This window comes from Streptococcaceae bacterium ESL0729 (assembly GCA_029391995.1).
In the GTDB taxonomy this organism is placed as follows: Bacteria; Bacillota; Bacilli; order Lactobacillales; family Streptococcaceae; genus Floricoccus.
On sequence record CP113924.1, the window covers coordinates 675,988 to 697,879 of the forward strand.

A 21,892-nucleotide genomic window follows, 5' to 3' on the forward strand; every position below is an offset into this window, starting at 1 on the left:
ATTCACTAAATTAGTTTTAACTTGTATTAATGAATCTAAATTTAATTTACAGCAAATTAATTATTTTGTCAAGGTATAAGTTGTAAAAATGAATTTAAACTTGGAAAAGGAAAGGTACAAGTATGGAAGAAAAGTATTTTATTCAAAATTTTGGTAGTAATCTAGCCAGACTGCGAAAAGAAAGAGATGTTAAACAAGAAGAGTTAGCTAATGCAATTGGTGTAAGTAAAAATTCTATATCCAATATTGAAAAAGGAAAGGCATATCCTACTTTTAATAATTTAGACAAGATTGCTAAGTTTTTTAGGGCTACCCCTACTCAACTTTTTGGTACCAATCAAGATATTGAATTAGAAATAAGTGCAGAAAACATTGATGAATACAATGAGAAAGCATTAAATATTTTGAAAGCAAATAAAATTGTCAATGATTATTATAAAGAAATGATTGATTTAGAAAACGGTAAGGGAGATCCAATTTTTGGCGAAACAGTTCATGCAATATTTTTAGCATCGTCACTTATGAGAAAAGACCAAGCTACTACTGACGATGGAACACTTATTTATAAAAATTCTGTCACAGGAAAAATGATGCCAGTTAGTGATTGGAGCGATGAGTATACAATTCCAGTTAAAGAGCCAAGCAAATTAGAACAATTATTAAGTAAAAAAGATGAATTGTTAGAAATTGCTAATCTAATTGACTACATAAAGGAAAATGAAGGAGTACTCAATCATGGAAAAGAAAACTAATCTAACACAAGAAGTAGCAAGTGAAATAAGGGTGAACAACATATACTAAGTGGGAAAAAGGTGATAGAGAACCAGAAAAAATAGATAAAGAAATAAAAAACATATCTGACAACAATTTGACAACAAAAGAACTAGAACAGAACAAATAAGCTATTATGTATTGTATTACTATCCACTAAAAATAAGAGTTTAAACCAACTCAAAAATATATATTAGTGAGTGGGAATAAAATAAAAAACCTCCTAGGAGGTTTTTTTGTTTGTTGGTACATACGAACATTAGCAGCAAATCAATACTTATTTACACAGATATGATTTACATCTCTTTTCTTATACTGGTATGCTAAAGTTGTGATATATAAAACAATTAGGAATTTACACTCTTAAGTTGTAGGGGAGATAATAAGCATATGATTCACGTTTTTGACCTTGATGGAACTTTGGTTTTTAATGGGGTAAGTTTTAGAGAAGACATAAAAGATGCCCTCAATCAGCTAATTGATGAGGGACAGGAGGTAATTTTTGCCTCAGCTCGTCCAATCAGGGACATGCTACCACTTTTGGAAGACTTTTCAAGTGCCCATTTTATTGGTGGCAATGGTTTAATTATTAAAGATAAAAAAGGAAATATTGAGGTTCTTGCGGCCATTAATGAGGAAGCAACTCAAAGGATAGAAGAGATTATTAGTAACTATCAAGTAAGTTATCTGATTGATGGAAGCTTTGACTATGCAGCAAGCATTCCTGATAGTCATCCTATAAAGAAGCAAGTTGATCCTGGGAATTTGGCTCAAAAGGTGGAGAGAAAAAAGATATCACCTGCAATTAAGATACTTTTACTTGATTTAAAAGATGATATTTATGAGGCAGTGTACCGGGAGCTTACGGATAATTTTGATGGGGAGCTTGAAATTTATAAGCACAGGGCTGAAGGAGGCATAGATATAAGTGCGGCAGGTGTTAATAAATATTCAAGTCTTAAAAGATACCTGCCAGAAGGTGCCGCATACACCGCTTGGGGAAATGATGCTAATGATATTAAGCTCATAAACAATGCCAGTAGGGCCTATTTGGTCAATCCCGCAGGGGAAGTGTTAAAAGAATGCCAGCACCATGAAAACTTAACCATTATTCCTGGACAAGATTATGTGGCTGGGAGTATTTTGGACAACCAAAGGAAATGTTATAATATCTGATATTAAGTATCGGATAGTGGGTGGGGTATATTAAATTTGGAGGAATTACAGATGAATGATGAATTTTATATGGAAAAGGCAATTGAACTTTCAAAACTTGCTGTTATCCACGGGAATGAACCGTTTGGAGCAGTATTAGTAAAGGACGGGGAGATTGTATATACAAATGAAAATCAGATACATACAATGCATGATCCGTCTTTTCACGGGGAAACTGGACTGATTAGGAGATTTTGTACAGAAACAGGCATCATGGACCTGTCTGATTACACCATGTATTCAAATTGTGAGCCTTGTTTTATGTGTAGTGGTGCTATGGTTTGGGCAAAACTTGGTAGGCTTGTTTATGCAGCCAGTAATATTGACCTTGAACATATTTTGGGAAGCCAAGGATGTAAATGCAGCGAGATTGTTTTTGAAAATTCATTCCACAAACCCCAAGTAACATCAAGTATCTTACGAGAAAAAAGCCTTGAAGTGCTAGATTCTTATTTTGGGAATGGAGTAAATTAATACCTACCGGATAAACAAATAAATAAAAACCTCCGTTGGAGGCTTTTTATTTTATAATAAGGTACTTTAGTCCCAAGAATTACAAAGTATTTTTTCCAAAATTATGAATATTTCAAGGCAGAGTTCTATTTTTAAAATTCAATTATCTCATGGAAACCATTCCTATTTTTACAAAGCTCTATTAATTTTGTTTTAGCTATTATAATATTGTAGGGCTGTTCTGCTAAAAAGTGCGAATAGTATAATTTAGGGAGTGAAATTTTGTTTTTTTCCCCATATTCTTTTGGGGAAGAGAGAGAAAGTTGAGCAGATATTAAATCTCCTTTAATATTTCTAGCGATTTTCATTTTATATTCATCCTTCCCTTCAGGAGAATTTATAATCCTGTTAAGATGACCGTTAAAGTTTTTAATTAATTTTTCAACTTTCTCAAAATTTTTAATATTAAATTCATCCCTTAAATAATCATGTATATCTTTTTTTCCAACTAGGAGGAGTTCTATTTGTGAAATATCTTTTTCTGATAATTGCACAGAATACTTCGTTTTTTCAGATGTTTTAACCCAAATCCAAGAAAGTAAATAATAATCCGGCAAATCATATTGTTCCCCGAAGAGCCATCCTGGCTTCATTTCTCTGTTTTTGTTTAAGAACGCCAGCTCAAAAGCGAAAGTAGGGAGTCCGGGTTCACCTTTTATTTTTCTATAATTAGCTGCAGTTTTCAAATCTATATGATGAAGAATATCATCTCCAAATAGTTCTTTTGAAACTAATTCAATATCTGATCCACGCAAATCATGAGCTTTGTTCGAAACTTCAAGATGTGAAATAAGTGGAGATTTTTTAAGATGTTCTACTACAATTTTTTTTATGACTTTTTCATTATCTAAATCGTAATTTATACGAGATTTTTGTTGCGTGTTCTTTAAATTTAATCTATTATTCATATCTATATTGAATTACCTTATTGTTGCCAAGAATTTTTTCATCTGCTAAACCATATACACGGATTGAGCAGCCTTCATAATCTGCAAGTTCATTCCACATAACTGCAAAATTGAACATGTCAAGTAAGCTTGGTTTTTCATTCAAAGTTAAAAATAGTGTTTCATATTTATTTTCTTGATGTGTGTAAAACTCCATTAATTGATGTGAAGCAGCGACAAACCATTTATCTATTTGCTCTTCAGTGAGATTTGCTTTTCCTTCTAAGCCATCGTCTTTTGTTAAATAAATCAAAGCCTTTCCATCTCTTTCAAAAACTCCCCTTGCTTTACAGGGTTGCCCCCCCTAAATTTAGCCATTGACCAAAACACATTAGGGATTCTAAGTATTGAATTCCGAAAGCCAAAACTCTATCTTCTCCTTCTCCAACGGTATAGGTCAATCCTACCTCACCAGATATTTTATCCAAAAGATATTCTAATTCCTTTTGTCTTTCTAAATTAAATCGTGAAGCGTATCTCCTAATCATATGTAATAATCTCCTCTTATATTTGGTATATAGCACTAAAGTTACATAAATATTGTAACATTATTTTCAATATTTAGTGATAAGATAATAGATAATTGAAAAAATTTTACTTTGTTCAAAAAAATATTACAAATGCACATACCTGTAAATTTGAAAAAGAATAAGGAGGATTAGAAGGATTAGAAAGAAGAGGTCGAGGGCGTAGTTCTTGAAAATCAGGAAGATGATGTCTGGTTTGTTCTTTAAGTGTCCTTTGAGAATCCTGTAGCGGTAATTCCTTAGGGGGATACCTATCTGCCTACAGTTTCTGTCATATCTGGTTGAAAATTGCTGGGAAAAATCAAGCCAGGCTGTTTGGTAGTTGCTAGCTGTAGCATCAATTAAGTTATGAGCATAGACCTTGATGAAGGGGTGGTAGTAGTTTTCGGCTTTTTCACAGATTTCAAGGATTTTTTGCCCAAGCTCCTGAACCTCCTCAAGGGTTAAATCCTCGTAAAAAAGGAGGTCTTCCACTAGGGTATAGATTTTTGAGTAGCAGGTGTCAAAAATCCTTCGCTCGGTTATTTGTTTTTGCGGCTTTCCCGTATAGTAGACGGCCGCAGTGGCTGATATGATGGCCACAAGGATTGTGATAATCGAGTCAATATAAGCCAGGATATCATCAAGAGATAGGCTTGAATTTGTAAGCAGGTAAAAAATATTCATGGGCGGCACCCTTTCTCTTTCTATTCTTATAAGTATTATAGCAGAAAGACCGTAGATTATAAGAAAGTTAGGGCTTGGGACTTAAAGATGGTAAAATAAAGGAAGACACAAAAGACAAGGAGAAAAGAATGGATAATTTTTTTGTTTGCCCAGTAATTATTAGCGAAGAAAAGGGAGAAATAAAGCCCTACCTAACATATATTCCTGCTATTGACATCTATATTCAAGCCAATTCAGTGGCTGAGTCAATGGAGCTTGCCAGAAATACCTTGGGCGAATACAGCCTAAAAAATGAATTACCAGCCTCAAGCTATGAACTCCCGCAAGCTTCTGGTGAGGACGACTTGGTGACCTTGATTGATGTTGATGTAAGAGCCTATAAGGCTAAGTATGACACAAGGCCAGTCAAGAAAACGGTCAATATTCCCAAATACCTGAATGATTTGGGAATGGAGAGGAAACTTAATTTTTCAGACCTATTAAAAAGGGCTCTGATTGATGAGTTAAGACTTTAGGGTTTTAATTTTAGGGTTATATTAGGGTTATATAAATAGAGAAGGGGTTTATCATGAAAAATATTAAAAAAATTGCTGTCTTCCTCACCATAAGTTCCATCCTTGTTCTAGTAGTTTACGGGGCTTTGTCTTATCTGAAAAAGCCATCCTATGCTTATAATCCCGTACCCACCTTTTACTTTCATGGCTACAGCGGGACTAAAAACTCAACTGCTTCGATGATTGCTTATGCCCAAAAGAACTACGGGGCTACCAAGGTGTTTACGGCTAGAGTGGGAAGTGATGGGGGTGTTACGCTTGATGGAGATTGGGGGGCTGATATTGATAAGCCTCTCATTCAGGTTGTTTTGGACGACAACACTAACGCTGACATGGATCTACTTGCGGTCTGGTATGCGAATGTTATTGACAAGGTGAGAAGGGAGCATGCCTTTGATAGCTATAATACGGTGGCCCATTCCATGGGGAATTCTGCCCTTCAGTACCTTCTTCTTAAGGAGGGAGCGAATGAAGATTTTCCCAAGCTTTCCAAGGAAGTTGCTCTTGCGGCTCCCATTAATGGGGTCATAGGACTTGATGACCAGCTGCACGAAAATTACCTTGAGGCAAATGGATATCCTAAGATTATTAGTGGTAATTATGCCTACTATCTTGATCAGATAAATAATTTTCCCAAAAATCAAATTGATATCTTAAATATTTACGGAAACTTGGATGATGGGACTGATTCCGATGGAAGTGTGACCACGGTTTCAGCAAAATCACTTAAGTACTTGGCCAGTAAATATGCCAAATCCTACCAAGAGGTGGAAATCAAGGGCGAAGACGGCCAGCACAGCAAGCTTCATGAAAACAGCCAGGTCGATAAGATGATTTGTTCTTTCTTGTGGCAGGAGAAGGAGTAAAATAAAAAAACCTGAATAAATCAGGTTTTTTTATTATTTTTGGTAGTCTCTTTTGAGAATGCGGATGGTGTTTAAAACGGCGATGACTGTGACTCCAACGTCTGCAAATACTGCCTCCCACATGCTTGCAATCCCAAAGGTACCAAGGATGATGAAGAGAAGTTTGACACCAAGGGCAAAGACAATATTTTGGATAACGATTTTACGGGTGAAACTTGCGATTTTGATGGTTGTAGGAATCTTTGATGGCTGGTCTTTCATGATAACAATATCAGAGGCTTCAACGGCCGCATCACTTCCGACACCACCCATTGAGATACCAATGTCCGCAAGGGTCAAGGCTGGGGCATCATTAATTCCGTCTCCTGTGAAGATAATTTTTTTATTTTTAACGTGAGATTTTTCCTTTAATTTTTCTAAAATCTCAACCTTATCTTCAGGCAGAAGTCCTGCATAAACCTGACTTAGACCAAGTTGGCTGGCAATATCTTTTGCGACCTTCTCATTATCACCTGTAAGCATGACAAGATTTGTAATGCCAAGTTTTTTAAGGTTGTCAATGGCAAGCTTAGCGTCATCCTTAATCTTGTCTGAGACGGTTATAATTCCTAGGAATTTGCCATCAAGGGCCACATAGATAAGGGTTCCGCTACTTGTACTAGCCGTAACCTTTAGACCAAGAGCTTCCATGGCCTTCATATTACCTACAACAAGCTCTTGTCCGTTGACAAGTCCCTTCATACCGTGACCTGCAACCTCTTCAATTCCTTCAGTCCTATAGTTACTTAAATCAATCTTATTATAGGCTAAGACTGACCTAGCAATAGGGTGATTAGATTCTTTTTCAAGGGCTGCCACAAGAGCCAGTAAATCCTGGTCAGATAGCTTGCTGTGGTTTTCAATCCTTGTTACTTCAAAGACTCCCTCGGTAAGGGTTCCTGTCTTGTCAAAAACAACTGTATCGACATCATTGAGGGCTTCAAGGAAGTTACTTCCCTTTACCAGGACACCGTGCTTAGATGAGGCACCAATCCCTGCAAAGAAGCTTAAAGGAACAGAGATGACAAGGGCACAAGGGCATGAGATAACCAGAAAGACTAGAGATCTTCTAAACCAAACCATCCAGTCGCCACCAGCTAAAAGGGGAGGAAGAATGGCAATTAGTACGGCCGCAAGAACTACCAAAGGAGTGTAGTAGCGGGCAAACTTACTGATGAATTTTTCAGTCGGAGCCTTAGAGTCGCTCGCATTTTCGACCAAATCAAGAATCTTGGCCACGGCTGAGTCCTCATAGACCTTGCTTGCCTTAAGAGTAATTAGTCCTTCTTGGTTGATGGAACCACTAAGGACTTGGTCTCCCTTGGCTACTGAGACTGGAAGAGATTCCCCGGTCAAAGCAGCGGTATTGACGCTTGATTTTCCATCAATAATGACTCCATCAACTGGCACCTTCTCTCCAGCCCTAACGACAAAGATATCACCGACCTTTAGAAGGCTTGGGTCTACTGTTTTAATTCCAGCGTCAGTCTTTAGATTGGCAAATTCTGGTTTGGCTTCAAGAAGGCCTGAAATAGAGCGTTTTGAGCGGTCAACTGCCATATCTTCAATGATATCACCAATTTCATAAAGAACCATTACGGCAACAGCCTCAGGATACTCTCCGATTAGGAGGGCTCCAATGGTAGCAATGGACATGAGCATGTTTTCGCTGAAAAAATCTCCTGTCATAATATTTTTAAAGGTCTTCCTTAGGACTCCTTGGGCCGCAATCAGATAAGAGAGCAGGAAGATTCCTGTACTTAGGGCCTGGTTGCTTGACTTAAAGAAGATGGCCAGGATACAAAAGGCAATACTTGTCAAGATAAGGCTTGCCTTTTGTTGGGCTTCCTTATCAAGCCTGAGATTGAAATTTTTCATAATATATTCTCCAAACATGATATTTAATTCATATGTAAATTTTATCATACGAGTTTTGAAAGTCAAATAATAAGTCAGATAATTGCAGGTAATCAAAAAAGACCTGGTAGCTACCAGATCTTTTTTAAGTTTCCTCATAGGAACAATAAATATCCTTATGGAGGCTACATTTGGGATTAAAGGGCGATTTGCAGTTCCTACAAGCTAAAAGTTTGCTGTATTCCTTGTAGCTATATTCACGCCCGCACAAGGAGCACATGGTAGATAGATCATGGCCCATATAGGGAAAACCGATAAATTTATGATTTTCCAAGGAATCATGACAGAGGTAGCAGGCAAAAAATTTTTGACAGAAGCTACATTTATTGGCGACGATATCTAAATGGCTACTGTAATGAATGCAGCTACCATTTGCTTCTACAGATAGGCCGTGGATGACTTGTTTCATCTACTGCCTACCAGTTAGCTTTTTGGGTAGGAAGACATAGACTAGGCTAGCAAGTAGGGCCTTAATTGTGTCACCTGGGATGAAGGTAATCTGCAAGTAGATGGCTTTTAAAAGGGGCATCTTGCTTGCTGGTGATAGATGAAGTCCAAGGGCACCTAGGAAGTCAAGTAAGAGAACTCCAAAGATAAAGGAGATGACAAAGGTCTTTAACAGGGTAATTGGCTGGGGAAGTTTTTCAATTGAATAAGAGATGAGAAAGGCACATAGGGGATAGGCAAAGAGATAGCCTGCAGTGGGACCTATAAATGATGCTGCATTTCCCTTGCCACCTGCTAGCAGGGGAAGTCCGATTGCTACCATCAGAAGAAAGACTGTAACAACGGTAAAAGATTCCTTCTTGTTAAGCAGAAGACCCGTAAGAATAATGGCTAGGTTTTGGATGATGAGAGGAGCCGGAATAAAGGCCAGGGGAACTGATGGGAAGAAGCCAAGAACGATAATCAGGGCAAGCATCATGGCAGAAATGGTCAATCTTTTTGTTTTCAAAATAAAATCTCCTATATTTGTTAACTAACTTCATTGATATAGGGTAACAAATATAAGAACATTTAGCAAGATAATTTTTTAATGGTATATCAGATGAAATAAAAAAATAGGAATGACCCACCTCCTACCGCAGTACAACTGTTTCAAGGGGAGTTAGACCATCCCTGCGGTACCCATTATACAAGATTTTAATTCTTAACACAAAAAATAGGTAGAAGCGTCCCACCTCCTCCACAGTCTGACTGCTTCATGGGAGTTAGAAGGCTTCTACCTACGAATTTGATTATATAGCATTTGAGTTTTTAATACAAATGGGAATTATCAATCAGCTAAGGAATATATACTTATTAGCACTTGAATCTTGATTACAACAAAGTAAAATCACAGAAGTTACTTTTTTGCTATAAATAGGACCCAGGCTACCTAATTTTGATTTACTTTACTAAAGCTTGGAAAGGTATTATAGTAAGGTAGATATTTACATAGAAGGAGGATGCAATGAAAATTGGATTTATTGGAATGGGTGTCATGGGACATGCCATTGTGAGACATTTTATGGCGGGAGGACATGAGGTTTTTATCTACAGTCGGACAAAGGCTAAGGCTTATGACCTGCTTGAAGAGGGAGCTAAGTGGGAAGATAATCCACTTGAGCTTACCAACCATTCAGATGTTGTCTTTACCATGGTCGGATACCCTCAAGACGTAGAGGAGATTTATTATGGGCCCAAGGGGATTTTTGAAGGGGATGTTAAGGGTAAGCTACTGGTCGACTTAACTACCAGTACGCCAAGCCTGGCTGAAAAAATCCATGAAAGAGCCCGCGACTTGGGGGCAGAGTCCCTTGATGCTCCGGTATCCGGTGGGGACTTAGGAGCCAAGAATGCCAGCCTGTCAATTATGGCCGGAGGGGATGAAGAATCTTTTGAAAGAGCCCTACCCTTATTTAAACTAATTGGGAAAACATTCAGTTATCAAGGGACTGCTGGTAAAGGGCAGCATACCAAGATGGCCAATCAAATCATGATTGCAGGGACAATGACTGGAATGACAGAACTTCTAGTTTATGCACAAGGAGCAGGTCTTGACCTTGAAAAAGTAATTGAAACAGTAGGTGGTGGTGCTGCTGGAAACTGGTCTCTAACAAACTACTCACCAAGGATTCTTAGAGGAGACTTTAGCCCAGGGTTTTTTGTAAAGCATTTTATTAAGGATCTGGGTATTGCCCTTGATGAGGCAGATAAAATGGGTCTTGATCTACCAGCGACAAGTCTTGCCAAAAAATTATATGATGACCTAGCTAATCAGGGCTTTGAAAACGATGGAACCCAGGCCTTGATTAAATTGTGGTGGAAGTAGGAAATGGAAGAAGAAAAGAGATATTAATCAATATCTCTTTTTATATATGTAGTTATGTCCTTCTGGTAGGAATTGTTTGCTTCATCCCACTGGCCACTATTACAGTAATCAGCTATTTTATAGCCCATGTATGGTCCTGTTGTAAGACCTGATGATCCAAGGCCACTTGCTGCAATGATATTAGGATTATCGGTTAGGGGAGAAAAGAAGGGGGCAAAATCACCAGTGTAAGCCCGAGTTCCCACCCTAAATTCATGGGGGGCATCAAATAATTCCTGGGCCAGATTTTGATCAAGAAATTGTTTGGCATAGGTGGTTAAATGAAGGTAGGCTTCTTCGGTTGGTGCAAGATCCCAGCCGCCATCATTTTCATGGGTGGCACCTAGAATTATCTTTCCGTGGGGGAAGGGGATTAAATCAGCCTCTCCGTCAAGAACAACCACCGGCCATTCATGATTATCTTTAAAGCCTGTCTGGTAGACAAGAAGTTGCCCCTTTTGGGGTCTGATATCCACCTGATAACCTAGAGGAGCTAATAAATCTTTAAGGTGGGGCCCAGGGCTTAGGATAACATAATCAAAGCCCTCCCTTTTAGTCTGACTTGTAACCATGATTTTTTCATCATCGTCATTTTCTTCATTTGTAAGAAGGCTGGCTCTTTCCTTGATTATTTGGGCTCCATTTTGCTTGATTATCTCTTGCATCCTATTCAAATAATTAAGCCCATCCAAACGGCCACCACCGGAAATCTTAAGGGAAGCCTGCTCCTTTAAAAGAGGGACTTCTTTTTTAGTTTCCTCAGGACTAAGAAGGCTAATTTGACCAATCTCTGGAGCCTGCTCCCTTTTTTCGCGGGCAAATTCTTCAAGCTTTTTAAGACTTTTCTCAGGACGGATAATCAGGGTTCCTGACTTTTGATAGATGGATGAGTCAAGGCCGAAGTCAGTGACTAATTTTTCATAAAAATGTGCCCCGTCCTTGGCCAGTTGATACCACTTTTTGTTCCGTCTTTTAGACAACCAAGGGGAGATGATTCCAGCACTTGCCTTGGTCGCTTGTCCCAATCCTTCATCAAAGACAGTTACTTGGAATTTTTCAGGGTCCAAGTAGGCAGCAGCAGTCATTCCGATAATTCCACCACCAATTATAGCTATTTTTTTCATAGGTCTCCTTTCAAGTTCAACACCCTTATTTTCTCACAAACTATAAGTAAACACCAGACATCAGAAGCCAAGCCTAGTAATTTTTGAGTCAGCTTTTATGTGCTATAATACTAGCAAGCTCAATAAACTGATGGACGAGAGGATTAACAATGAATGAAGTAGAGTTTAGCCTAATAGGTCTAATTATTTTTTTATTAATAATGGCCACAACCTTATTTACCCTTAAGAAATTCAAGGATATTGAGTCCATGGGACGGGCTGAAAAGGCCATGAAAGAACAACTTGAAGCAGATAAAGACTTGGAAGACTTCGAGGCCCATTTACTGGTCGAAGAACTTACAAAAGATGATTTTGAAGCTCTTGATCTGGTAGAAATTAAAGACCAGAGTGTGGTCATGACCATAACAGATTTGATGACAAACTTTTGGGCTGATTCCCTAGTCAAGGGAAAAATCGAGGGACAGGCAGATTTTTACAAAATAGTCCTACCTACCAGCTTGAATCAGGCTGGTGGCCAGGCAAGTACTACACCCGTCCAGGGTATCTATAAGGGTCTTGACGGAAAAAGTAATCAAGCTATTTTTCAAAAGGTTGATACAAAAGCCCTCAAGCCGTCTCTCATAAGTCTAAGCTCTCTTATGTCCCTATCGTCTTTGATTGTTGGCCAGTATTACATGGATGAGATAAACAAAAGATTAAATTCCATAAATGAGGCTGTTTCAAGGATTAATGATTTTCAGGAGAGGGAATTTAAAAGTCGCATTATGACCCTCTTACTTCGAATCGGAAAGATAAATCATTTCAGCTCTGAAATTATTAGTAATGAAAGTTTGAGGCAAAATAAAATTGTTAACTTGGAGGCTTTAGAAGGGGAAGGGGCCCAGTTGCTCCAGCAGGTAAATCTAACCATATCAGATTTAATAAAAAAGGGACTGGCTGAAAGCTTTAAGACCTATGAGAAGAAGACCCAAGAGCTTGCCCTCATGCTTGACTACCAGGAGATACTCCTAGCCATCTTGGGTGAAATTAGTAAGTTAACCCAGCTTTTGGGAAATGGCCAAATTTCTGATGAAATCAGCTTTGACCTTTATGAAAAGTATAAGGAGCAGTCAGCCAAGCTTGTGACCAGCCTTTCTGACTGGCAAAAGACCCAGCTTGACCTTTTAGAGATTGATCTTAATCAGGCCAAAAGGAAGAAGCAAGATCTGATAGGAATGACCCAGGGGGCGATTAAGGACAAGTGGAGATACAAGGAGGTTAGCAAGCAAACAGTTGAGCAGATAAGAAGGCAGCTCAACTATGAACTTTTAAGTATCGACCAGCCCAAGGAATTTGATGATGAGGATTTAGAAATTATCGTTGATAATGGCCACTATTATTACCTGGACCGTTTGGATGATTCAAGTAATAGTTAGATTAAACAGGGGAGAGTAGTTGTGGCTACTCTCTTTTATTTACGAACATTAATAGTATTAATTTATATATAATTCGTAAATACTTTTGACATTGATTTTTTTCCTTGTTAAAATAAGGGAAAATATTAGGAGGTTTGATTTTGACTAAGAATCCACTTGTTGCTGTAATTATGGGGAGTACATCGGATTGGGAAACCATGAAGCTTGCTTGTAATATTCTTGATGAGCTAGAAATTCCTTATGAGAAGAAGGTTGTCTCAGCTCATAGGACACCAGATTACATGTTTGAATTTGCGGAAGAGGCACGCGGGCGTGGTCTTAAGGTAATTATTGCTGGTGCTGGAGGGGCAGCCCATTTGCCAGGAATGGTTGCTGCTAAGACGACACTACCAGTTATAGGGGTTCCTGTTAAAAGCCGAACATTAAACGGCCTTGACTCTCTTTTATCAATCGTTCAAATGCCTGGGGGAATTCCAGTAGCAACAACAGCCATTGGACAGGCAGGAGCGACCAATGCAGGCCTTTTAGCTGCTCAAATTCTTTCAATAAATGACCTTGACCTAGCTCAAAAACTTGACCAAAGACGTGACAGCTTAAGGGAGCTTGTTTTAGAAAGTAGTGACCAACTTGACTAAGATGATACTACCAAGAGCAAAAATTGGGATTATAGGCGGCGGCCAATTGGGTCAAATGATGATTTTTTCGGCCAAGGAAATGGGCTATCAAACAATCGTCTTAGACCCTGATGAGACCTGTCCAGCTGGTCAGGTTGCTGATGAACAGATTGTGGCTTCTTATGACGACTTTACAGGCCTAAAGGACTTGGCCAAAAAATCAGACCTTCTGACCTATGAATTTGAAAATGTCTCAGTTGAGGCCTTGGAAAAATTAGGGCAGGACATCAACCTCCCCCAGGGAGTCAATCTTTTAGCCAAAACACAGGACAGGCTGGCTGAGAAGGATTTCTTAGAGAGCTGTCAGATTAAGATTGCCCCCTATAGGAGGATTGAAACGGAAGCTGACCTTAGAAAAGCTCTAAATGATTTGGGCTATCCTTCTGTCTTAAAGACTAGCCGCGGTGGTTATGACGGGAAGGGACAGCTTGTTTTAAGGGAAAAAGAAGATTTTGAAGAAGCCAAAAGCCTGCTTAAGCTTGGAACTTGCGTGCTTGAGGCTTGGATTCCCTTTGAAAGGGAAATCTCGGTCATCGTTGCAGGAAATGGCTATGACTATAAAACCTTTCCTGTAGCTGAAAACATCCATGTTAACAACATCCTTCATGAAAGCCTAGTTCCAGCAAGGATAAGTGGTCAGCTGGAAGATAATGCCAAGAAAATGGCCCTAATCATTGCAAATAAACTTAAACTAAGGGGCGTTTTGGCCATTGAGATGTTTGTCGGCCGTAAGGGTGAGCTTTATGTTAATGAACTTGCTCCAAGACCTCATAATTCTGGCCATTATACAATCGAAGCCTGCGATTTTAGTCAATTTGATGCCCACATAAGAGGGGTTCTAGGCCTTCCTCTAGCTGATATTAAGCTCTTATCAAGGGCAATCATGATTAATGTTTTGGGTGAGAAGTTATCAGCCTCCTATGAGCTTATGAAAGAAAAGGATGATTGGCATTTTCACTATTACGGTAAAAAAGAAGCGAAAGTCGGTAGAAAAATGGGGCACATTACTATTTTGACTGATGACCTTTCGACTAGCATGGATGAGATAGACAGAACTAATATCTGGTAAATCTTAATATTTGAAAAAGCACCTAGTTTAAACTGGGTGCTCTTTTTGATAGCAGTCATTTTCAAAAAATTCGATAAAGAAAACATATAAAAAATAAGCTTAAATATATGATTTTAGAAAGTTTTTTATTATATATGAGCTTTAAGGATAATTACGAACGTTAAGATAAAAAACTTAGATAATATTCAATAATTAATTGACGGAGATATTTTTCTGGTGTTATACTTTACCCATAGAAAACGAATATTACCTGAAATACTTTATTTAAAATTAAGATTATGGAGAAAAAATGAAAAAAGGTGAATTACTCTATCAAGGAAAAGCTAAAGAACTTTATTCTACAGACCAAGATAATACCTTGTGGGTAGAATATCTGGATCAGGCAACTGCCCTTAACGGTGTAAAAAAAGACCAGATTATTGGTAAGGGACAGATGAATAATCAAATAACAAGTCTAATATTTGATGTTCTTACTGATAGAGGTATCGAAAGTCATTTTATTGAAAAAATTTCAAAAACCGAACAATTAATCAAAGAAGTTCAAATCATTCCTTTAGAGGTTGTTGTCAGAAATTTTGCTGCTGGAAGTTTTTCACGAAGATTAAATGTTGAAGAGGGCACTGAATTAGCCTTTCCAATTGTTGAATTTTACTATAAGGATGACGCCCTTGATGATCCATTCATCAACGATGAGCACGTTAAAATTTTAGATATTGCAAATGCTGGTGAGATTGCTGAAATCAAGGAACTTGCCTTAAGAGTCAATGAAGAGCTTAAAAAACTTTTTGCAGGCATCAATATTAAATTAATTGATTTTAAAATTGAAGTGGGACGCGACATTAACGGAGAAATCCTTCTAGCTGACGAAATTTCACCTGACACTTGTCGCCTATGGGACATGGATACAAATGACCACCTAGATAAGGATATCTACCGCCGTGACTTAGGTGATTTAATTCCAGTTTACCAAGAAGTACTTGATCGTTTAGAGCAGTTGAAGTAAAAGTTTATTAATAAAGGGAGAAAAAAGAAAATGTATTTTGTAAAAGTTTATGTAACCTATAAGGAATCAGTTTTAGACCCTCAAGGAGAGGCTGTTAAAGGAGCCATCCACCGCTTGGGTTATGATGAGATTGAAGAAGTTAGGATTGGTAAATACTTCGAGCTTAAGGTTGCTAAATCAGACCGCGATATTGAGCCTGTAATTGAAGAAATCTGTGACAAGCTTCTTGCCAATGTCAACATGGAAACCTACCGTTATGAAGTTGAACTAGTGGAGGAAGCCTAGGAATGAAATTCGCTGTTATTGTTTTTCCAGGCTCAAACTGTGATATGGACCTTTTATGGGCTGTAAAGGACATCATGGGAGCTGAAGCTGAGTATGTTCGCCACGATGCAACAAGCCTTGAAGGTTTTGACGGAGTCTTACTACCCGGTGGTTTCTCTTACGGCGACTACCTACGTTGCGGGTCCATTGCTCGCTTTTCATCAATCATGGATGAGGTTATCCGCTTTGCCGAAGAAGGAAAACCCGTCTTTGGTACCTGTAATGGATTTCAAGTTCTTACAGAAGCAGGCCTTCTACCAGGAGTGCTTCTAAGAAACGAGTCCCTTCATTTCATCTGTAAACCAACCCCATTAAAGGTTGCAAATAACAAGAGTAAATTCACCAGCGAATATGAGGAAAATGAGATTATCAATATTCCCGTTGCTCACGGTGAAGGAAACTACTACTGTGATGATGAGACCCTTGAAGAACTTAAGAAAAATAATCAAATTATTTTTACTTATGAGGGTGAAAACATCAACGGAAGCCGCGAAAATATTGCGGGAATTACAAATAAGGCCGGAAATGTTCTTGGGATGATGCCTCACCCAGAACGTGCCATGGAAGAATTACTTGGGTCAGTTGACGGTAAGAATTTTTTCAAATCAATTTTGAAGAACTTTGGAAAGGTGCAATAAACTAATGGTAAAAATGATCGAACCAACAGCAGAAGAAATCAGAGACAAGAAAATTTATGCTGAATGGGGTCTGACTGATGAAGAATATCGCATGATTTCTGAGGATATCCTAAAACGTCTGCCAAATTACACAGAAACAGGTCTATTCTCTGTTATGTGGAGTGAGCACTGCTCTTATAAAAATTCTAAGCCAGTCCTAAGAAAATTCCCAACCTCAGGCCCTCAAGTACTTCAAGGTCCTGGTGAGGGAGCTGGGATTGTTGATATTGGTGATGGACAAGCTGTCGTTTTCAAGGCTGAAAGCCACAACCACCCATCAGCTGTTGAACCTTATGAGGGAGCAGCAACAGGTGTTGGTGGAATTATCCGCGACATCTTCTCAATGGGTGCTCGTCCTTTAGCCATCCTTGATTCCCTAAGATTTGGCGAACTTAACAATCCACGCACCAAGTATCTACTTGAAGAAGTAGTTGCAGGGATTTCAGGCTACGGAAACTGTATCGGAATTCCAACAGTTGGTGGGGAAGTAGCCTTTGATGAATGTTATGAAGGAAATCCTCTAGTTAATGCCATGTGTGTGGGCTTAATCGACCACAAGGACATCCAAAAAGGTCAAGCCAAGGGTGTTGGAAATTCAATCATGTATGTTGGAGCAAAAACGGGACGTGATGGCATTCACGGGGCAACATTTGCCTCTGAAGAATTTGTAGAAGGTGAAGAACAACAAAGGTCTGCTGTTCAAGTAGGTGACCCTTTTATGGAAAAACTTCTTCTTGAAGCCTGTCTTGAACTTATTTTAAATCATTCAGACATCCTAGTTGGTATCCAGGATATGGGAGCAGCTGGTCTTGTCTCATCAAGTTCTGAGATGGCCTCAAAAGCTGGAAGCGGTCTAAAACTTTACCTGGATGATGTTCCCCAACGTGAAACAAACATGACTCCTTACGAGATGATGCTTTCAGAATCACAAGAAAGAATGCTTATCTGTGTTAAAAAAGGCCATGAAGCAGAAGTCGTTGAGCTCTTTAAATTATATGATTTAGATGCTGTAACCATTGGTCATGTAACAGACGACGGTCAATATCGCCTCTTCCACCAAGGAGTTGAAGTGGCAAACCTTCCAGTTGATGCCCTTGCAGAAGATGCACCAGAATACATGAAAGACAAGGTTGAGCCAGCCCGTATTAAGGAATTTGCTGGGCTTGAAAACTTCCTTCCTAAAGTTGAGGATGCTACAGCAACCCTAATTGAACTCCTCCAACAACCAACCATCGCCTCTAAAAAATCAATTTATGAGACATATGACTCACAAGTTTTAACCAACACAGTTGTTAGACCTGGAAGTGATGCCGCAGTCATTCGTGTCCGTGGTACCCGTAAGGCTCTTGCTATGACAACCGATTGTAATGCCCGTTACCTCTATCTCAATCCAGAGGTTGGCGGACAGATGGCAGTGGCCGAAGCAGCAAGGAATATCGTAGCCTCAGGCGGACAACCCCTTGCCATTACAGATTGTTTGAACTACGGATCTCCTGATAAGCCAGAGGGGTTCTGGGAGCTTTGGACATCTGCAGATGGAATCTCTGAAGCATGTAGGGTTCTTAACACACCAGTAATCTCAGGGAATGTTTCCATGTATAACGAAACAAATGGCCGTGCCATTTACCCAACTCCTGTAATCGGAATGGTTGGACTAATTGAAGATGTGGACCATATCACAACTCAAGACTTTAAAGAAGCAGGTGACTTAATCTACCTACTTGGTCAAACTCAAGCTGACTTCAATGGATCTGAAATCCAAAAAATGCAGTTGGGCCGCATTGAAGGTAAATTAATGGACTTTGACCTGGCTCATGAAAAAGCCATGCAAGATTTAGTTCTTTCAGCCATCAAAGAGGGGCTTCTTGCCAGTGCCCATGACCTATCAGAAGGTGGACTTGCTGTTGGTCTGGTTGAATCAGCCTTTAAAAATGGTCTTGGTTTAGATGTTGAAGTTAATATGCCAGCAAGGGATCTCTTCTCTGAAAGCCAGTCCCGCTTTGTTCTTTCAATCAAAGAAGAAAACAAGGCTAGGTTTGAAGCTCTAGTAGGAGATAAGGCAAGCTACCTTGGTCGTGTAACAGATAGTGGACAAATTAACATCAAGGCCTGTGATGACACAGTAGCACTAGCAAGTAAGACTGCTAAAAACCTATGGGAGGAAGCAATTCCATGTCTTATGAAGTAAAAAGTTTAAATGAAGAATGTGGAGTCTTCGGAGTATGGGGGCATGATGACGCAAGTCGCATCACCTACTTTGGCCTTCATAGCCTTCAACACAGGGGACAAGAAGGAGCAGGAATTGTCTCAAATGACCAAGGAAAATTACTTGGTTATAGAAATCTTGGCCTCCTGTCAGAAGTTTTTTCTGATGATAATACAATTGACCAACTAAGCGGTCAAAGTGCCATTGGTCATGTTCGCTATGCGACAGCTGGTAATGGGAGTGTCGACAACATCCAACCCTTCCTCTTTAATTTTTATGATGGACAAGTAGCTCTTGCCCACAACGGAAACCTGACAAATGCCAAAAGTCTTCGCCGTAAACTTGAAGAGGTAGGAGCAATCTTTCACTCAAATTCTGATACAGAGATTTTAATGCATCTAATCAGACTGTCTCAAGCAGAAAGCTTCCTGGGTAAACTTAAGGAGTCATTAAATACAGTTAAGGGAGGCTTTGCCTATGTTCTTCTGACTGATGACGCCCTTTATGCAGCCCTAGATCCAAATGGTTTTAGACCCCTATCAATTGGTCAAATGAAGAGTGGTGCCTATGTGGTAGCCTCTGAAACTTGTGCCCTTGATTCAGTTGGTGCTGACTTTGTAAGGCATGTCAATCCAGGTGAGGTTATCATCATTAATGACCAAGGAATCACCATCGACAGCTTCACAGATGAGGTAAATCCATCAATCTGCTCGATGGAGTATATCTACTTTGCACGGCCTGACTCAAATATTGCAGGTGTCAATGTCCACACTGCCCGTAAAAATATGGGACGGGCCTTGGCTCGTGAGGCTTATGTCGATGCAGACATGGTTATCGGTGTTCCAAACTCTTCTCTTTCTGCGGCTAGTGGATATGCTGAGGAATCTGGTATTTCCTACGAGCTTGGTCTGGTTAAAAATCAATATGTAGCCAGAACCTTTATTCAACCGACTCAGGAATTACGCGAGCAGGGTGTTCGTATGAAACTTTCTGCTGTGCGTGGAGTTGTTGAAGGTAAGAGGGTCATCATGGTTGATGACTCAATTGTCCGCGGGACTACATCAGGTAGGATTGTAAAACTTCTTAAAGAAGCTGGAGCCAAAGAGGTTCACGTGAGGATTGCTTCTCCCCCTCTTAAATACCCATGCTTCTACGGAATCGACATTCAGTCTCGTCATGAATTAATTGCAGCCAATCACAGCATTGAAGAAATTCGTGAGTATATTGGGGCAGATTCACTTAGCTTTTTAAGTGTTGACGGTGTAGTCGAATCAGTAGGACTTGACTATGATGCTCCTTACGGGGGATTATGTATGGCTTACTTTAATGGTGATTTCCCAACTCCCTTGTATGATTACGAGGAAGAATATGAAAAGTCACTTGAAGAAACAACGAAATTTTTCTAGGAGGAAATCATGGCAAATGAATATGCAAAAGCTGGCGTCGATGTCGAAGCTGGTTATGAGGTAGTTGAGCGTATTAAAAAACACGCAAAACGTACAGAACGTAAGGGTGTTATGGGAGCTCTTGGTGGTTTTGGTGGCTGCTTTGACTTAAGCCAGTACGAGCTTAAGGAACCTGTCCTTGTTTCAGGTACAGACGGAGTTGGTACCAAGTTAATGCTTGCCATTAAAGAAGATAGGCATGACACTATTGGTATCGACTGTGTTGCCATGTGTGTTAATGACATCGTAGCCCAGGGGGCAGAACCCCTTTACTTCCTCGACTATATTGCTACAGGAAAAAATGTTCCTGAACGCTTAGAGCAGGTTGTTGCTGGAGTAAGCCAAGGTTGTCTTCAAGCTGGTGCTGCCTTAATTGGTGGGGAAACAGCTGAAATGCCTGGTATGTATGATGTAGACGACTATGATCTAGCAGGTTTTGCGGTCGGTATTGCTGAGAAGAGCCAACTAGTAACTGGTGAAAAAATCAAGGAAGGACATGTCCTTTTAGGTCTTCCTTCAAGCGGAATCCATTCAAATGGTTATTCCCTAGTTCGTAAGGTTTTCTTCCAGTCTAACAATTTTTCAGGCACTAGCCTTCTACCTGAACTTGATGGTCAAAAGCTGGCTGATGCCCTACTTGAACCAACAAAAATCTATGTGGAAGAGCTACTACCTCTTGTAAAAAATAATCTGGTTGATGGAATCTCTCACATCACAGGTGGTGGTTTCCTTGAAAACATTCCGCGGATGCTACCTGACAATCTAGCTGCTCAAATTGAACTTGGTTCATGGCCAGTCCTTAATATTTTCAAAGCCCTTGAAAAATATGGTCAAATTCCACCAATGGAAATGTATGAAATCTTTAATATGGGACTTGGAATGGTCCTTGCAGTTGATCCGTCAAAACTTGAAGCAGTTAAGGAACAACTAGCTATGATTAATGCACCCTTCTATCAAATTGGATCAGTTACTGAAAAAGTTGACCAGGCAGTTGTTTTCTTAGGAGATGAGGCATGAGGGTTGCTGTATTAGCTTCTGGAAGCGGAAGTAATTTTGAAGCTATTGCCCAGGCTGTAGAGGCAGGAAGGCTTGACTGCAATCTTGCCCTTGTCTTCTCAGATAAAAAAGATGCCTATGTCCATGAAAGAGCCAAAAAGTTTGGGATTGAATCCCTTAGTTTTTCGCCCAAAGACTTTGCCTCAAAAGCCGATTACGAAGCAGAACTTTTGACCCTTTTAAAAAACAAGGAAATTGATCTATTAATTTTAGCAGGTTACATGCGTCTGATTGGAAGGGACATTTTAGAAGCCTTCCCTAATAAAATAATCAACATCCATCCATCACTTCTACCAGCCTTCCCTGGCCTTCATGGTATCCGTGATGCCTATGACTACGGAGTTAAATATACTGGTGTTACAGTTCATTATATTGACGCTGGAATTGACACAGGGGCCATCATTGATCAGGCTGTTGTTGAAATTAAAGAAGATGATACCCTAGAGAGTTTGGAAAACCGCATTCATCAAATTGAACATATTTTATATCCCCAAACCCTCGAAAAATTAATCAATAACAACAAATAAGGAG

Annotated in this window: 24 protein-coding genes; 16 read left to right on the plus strand and 8 right to left on the minus strand. The window is 39.4% G+C overall.

Features of this window, described 5'->3' with window-relative positions; genetic code table 11:
* Window positions 1-122 precede the first annotated feature (122 nt).
* The 3 genes from OZX68_03410 (at window position 123) to OZX68_03420 (ending at window position 2,460) form a co-directional block, all read left to right on the plus strand.
* Window positions 123-752: a helix-turn-helix transcriptional regulator gene (locus OZX68_03410; GenBank protein ID WEV61289.1), complete on the plus strand. Its 630-nt coding sequence runs from the start codon at window positions 123-125 to the stop codon at window positions 750-752.
* A gap of 409 nt (window positions 753-1,161) precedes the next feature.
* Window positions 1,162-1,947 carry an HAD-IIB family hydrolase gene (locus tag OZX68_03415; GenBank protein WEV61290.1) on the plus strand — a complete coding sequence of 262 codons (786 nt, stop codon included), beginning with the start codon at window positions 1,162-1,164 and terminating at the stop codon, window positions 1,945-1,947.
* Window positions 1,948-1,998: 51 nt separating this feature from the next.
* Entirely contained in the window at window positions 1,999-2,460 is a 462-nt protein-coding gene (locus OZX68_03420; GenBank protein ID WEV61291.1) for a nucleoside deaminase, read from the plus strand.
* A gap of 131 nt (window positions 2,461-2,591) precedes the next feature.
* Here OZX68_03420 and OZX68_03425 read toward each other — a convergent pair whose 3' ends face one another.
* From OZX68_03425 to OZX68_03440, 4 genes are all read right to left on the minus strand, one after another.
* A complete protein-coding gene (locus OZX68_03425) occupies window positions 2,592-3,407 on the minus strand; it encodes a hypothetical protein (GenBank protein ID WEV61292.1) in 816 nt (271 codons plus the stop codon).
* Window positions 3,400-3,699, minus strand: a complete 300-nt coding sequence (locus tag OZX68_03430; GenBank protein ID WEV61293.1) for a hypothetical protein — start codon at window positions 3,697-3,699, stop codon at window positions 3,400-3,402. Before OZX68_03430 ends, OZX68_03425 begins: the two co-directional genes overlap by 8 nt.
* Before the next feature lie 34 nt (window positions 3,700-3,733).
* Window positions 3,734-3,934, minus strand: a complete 201-nt coding sequence (locus tag OZX68_03435) for a hypothetical protein (protein ID WEV61294.1) — start codon at window positions 3,932-3,934, stop codon at window positions 3,734-3,736.
* Window positions 3,935-4,060: 126 nt separating this feature from the next.
* Entirely contained in the window at window positions 4,061-4,639 is a 579-nt protein-coding gene (locus OZX68_03440; GenBank protein ID WEV61295.1) for a hypothetical protein, read from the minus strand.
* Window positions 4,640-4,767: 128 nt separating this feature from the next.
* Between OZX68_03440 and OZX68_03445 the strand changes: the two genes are divergently transcribed.
* The gene (locus tag OZX68_03445; GenBank protein ID WEV61296.1) at window positions 4,768-5,154 is read left to right on the plus strand and encodes a type II toxin-antitoxin system HicB family antitoxin; all 387 of its coding nucleotides are present in this window, start codon (window positions 4,768-4,770) and stop codon (window positions 5,152-5,154) included.
* A gap of 53 nt (window positions 5,155-5,207) precedes the next feature.
* Window positions 5,208-6,059 carry an alpha/beta hydrolase gene (locus OZX68_03450; GenBank protein WEV61297.1) on the plus strand — a complete coding sequence of 284 codons (852 nt, stop codon included), beginning with the start codon at window positions 5,208-5,210 and terminating at the stop codon, window positions 6,057-6,059.
* A 33-nt stretch (window positions 6,060-6,092) separates the two neighbouring features.
* On the opposite strand, the gene OZX68_03455 is transcribed toward OZX68_03450, so the two are convergent.
* The 3 genes from OZX68_03455 to OZX68_03465 all read right to left on the minus strand — a co-directional run bounded on the left by OZX68_03455 (window position 6,093) and on the right by OZX68_03465 (window position 8,970).
* Window positions 6,093-7,976, minus strand: coding sequence for a heavy metal translocating P-type ATPase (locus tag OZX68_03455; protein WEV61298.1), 1,884 nt, complete (start codon window positions 7,974-7,976; stop codon window positions 6,093-6,095).
* A 124-nt stretch (window positions 7,977-8,100) separates the two neighbouring features.
* A complete protein-coding gene (locus OZX68_03460; GenBank protein WEV61299.1) occupies window positions 8,101-8,424 on the minus strand; it encodes a CHY zinc finger protein in 324 nt (107 codons plus the stop codon).
* Window positions 8,425-8,970, minus strand: a complete 546-nt coding sequence (locus tag OZX68_03465) for a biotin transporter BioY (GenBank protein ID WEV61300.1) — start codon at window positions 8,968-8,970, stop codon at window positions 8,425-8,427.
* A gap of 498 nt (window positions 8,971-9,468) precedes the next feature.
* Here OZX68_03465 and OZX68_03470 point away from each other — a divergent pair, with 498 nt between their 5' ends.
* Window positions 9,469-10,329 carry an NAD(P)-dependent oxidoreductase gene (locus OZX68_03470; protein ID WEV61301.1) on the plus strand — a complete coding sequence of 287 codons (861 nt, stop codon included), beginning with the start codon at window positions 9,469-9,471 and terminating at the stop codon, window positions 10,327-10,329.
* Between the two features lie 23 nt (window positions 10,330-10,352).
* On the opposite strand, the gene OZX68_03475 is transcribed toward OZX68_03470, so the two are convergent.
* Entirely contained in the window at window positions 10,353-11,492 is a 1,140-nt protein-coding gene (locus OZX68_03475) for an FAD-dependent oxidoreductase (protein ID WEV61302.1), read from the minus strand.
* Between the two features lie 149 nt (window positions 11,493-11,641).
* Here OZX68_03475 and OZX68_03480 point away from each other — a divergent pair, with 149 nt between their 5' ends.
* The 10 genes from OZX68_03480 to purN all read left to right on the plus strand — a co-directional run bounded on the left by OZX68_03480 (window position 11,642) and on the right by purN (window position 21,888).
* A complete protein-coding gene (locus tag OZX68_03480) occupies window positions 11,642-12,907 on the plus strand; it encodes a hypothetical protein (protein ID WEV61303.1) in 1,266 nt (421 codons plus the stop codon).
* A 170-nt stretch (window positions 12,908-13,077) separates the two neighbouring features.
* Window positions 13,078-13,542, plus strand: coding sequence for a 5-(carboxyamino)imidazole ribonucleotide mutase (purE, locus tag OZX68_03485; protein WEV61367.1), 465 nt, complete (start codon window positions 13,078-13,080; stop codon window positions 13,540-13,542).
* A complete protein-coding gene (purK, locus tag OZX68_03490; protein WEV61304.1) occupies window positions 13,535-14,650 on the plus strand; it encodes a 5-(carboxyamino)imidazole ribonucleotide synthase in 1,116 nt (371 codons plus the stop codon). The genes purE and purK overlap by 8 nt, the downstream gene beginning before the upstream one ends.
* 289 nt (window positions 14,651-14,939) lie before the next feature.
* Window positions 14,940-15,653 carry a phosphoribosylaminoimidazolesuccinocarboxamide synthase gene (locus OZX68_03495; protein WEV61305.1) on the plus strand — a complete coding sequence of 238 codons (714 nt, stop codon included), beginning with the start codon at window positions 14,940-14,942 and terminating at the stop codon, window positions 15,651-15,653.
* A gap of 30 nt (window positions 15,654-15,683) precedes the next feature.
* Window positions 15,684-15,938: a phosphoribosylformylglycinamidine synthase subunit PurS gene (purS, locus tag OZX68_03500; protein WEV61306.1), complete on the plus strand. Its 255-nt coding sequence runs from the start codon at window positions 15,684-15,686 to the stop codon at window positions 15,936-15,938.
* Window positions 15,939-15,940: 2 nt separating this feature from the next.
* Window positions 15,941-16,615, plus strand: a complete 675-nt coding sequence (gene purQ / locus OZX68_03505) for a phosphoribosylformylglycinamidine synthase subunit PurQ (GenBank protein WEV61307.1) — start codon at window positions 15,941-15,943, stop codon at window positions 16,613-16,615.
* A 4-nt stretch (window positions 16,616-16,619) separates the two neighbouring features.
* A complete protein-coding gene (gene purL, locus OZX68_03510; protein ID WEV61308.1) occupies window positions 16,620-18,842 on the plus strand; it encodes a phosphoribosylformylglycinamidine synthase subunit PurL in 2,223 nt (740 codons plus the stop codon).
* A complete protein-coding gene (gene purF / locus OZX68_03515) occupies window positions 18,827-20,266 on the plus strand; it encodes an amidophosphoribosyltransferase (GenBank protein ID WEV61309.1) in 1,440 nt (479 codons plus the stop codon). The genes purL and purF overlap by 16 nt, the downstream gene beginning before the upstream one ends.
* Window positions 20,267-20,275: 9 nt before the next feature.
* Window positions 20,276-21,322, plus strand: coding sequence for a phosphoribosylformylglycinamidine cyclo-ligase (gene purM / locus OZX68_03520; protein WEV61310.1), 1,047 nt, complete (start codon window positions 20,276-20,278; stop codon window positions 21,320-21,322).
* Window positions 21,319-21,888, plus strand: a complete 570-nt coding sequence (gene purN, locus OZX68_03525) for a phosphoribosylglycinamide formyltransferase (GenBank protein ID WEV61311.1) — start codon at window positions 21,319-21,321, stop codon at window positions 21,886-21,888. The genes purM and purN overlap by 4 nt, the downstream gene beginning before the upstream one ends.
* Window positions 21,889-21,892: the final 4 nt, after the last annotated feature.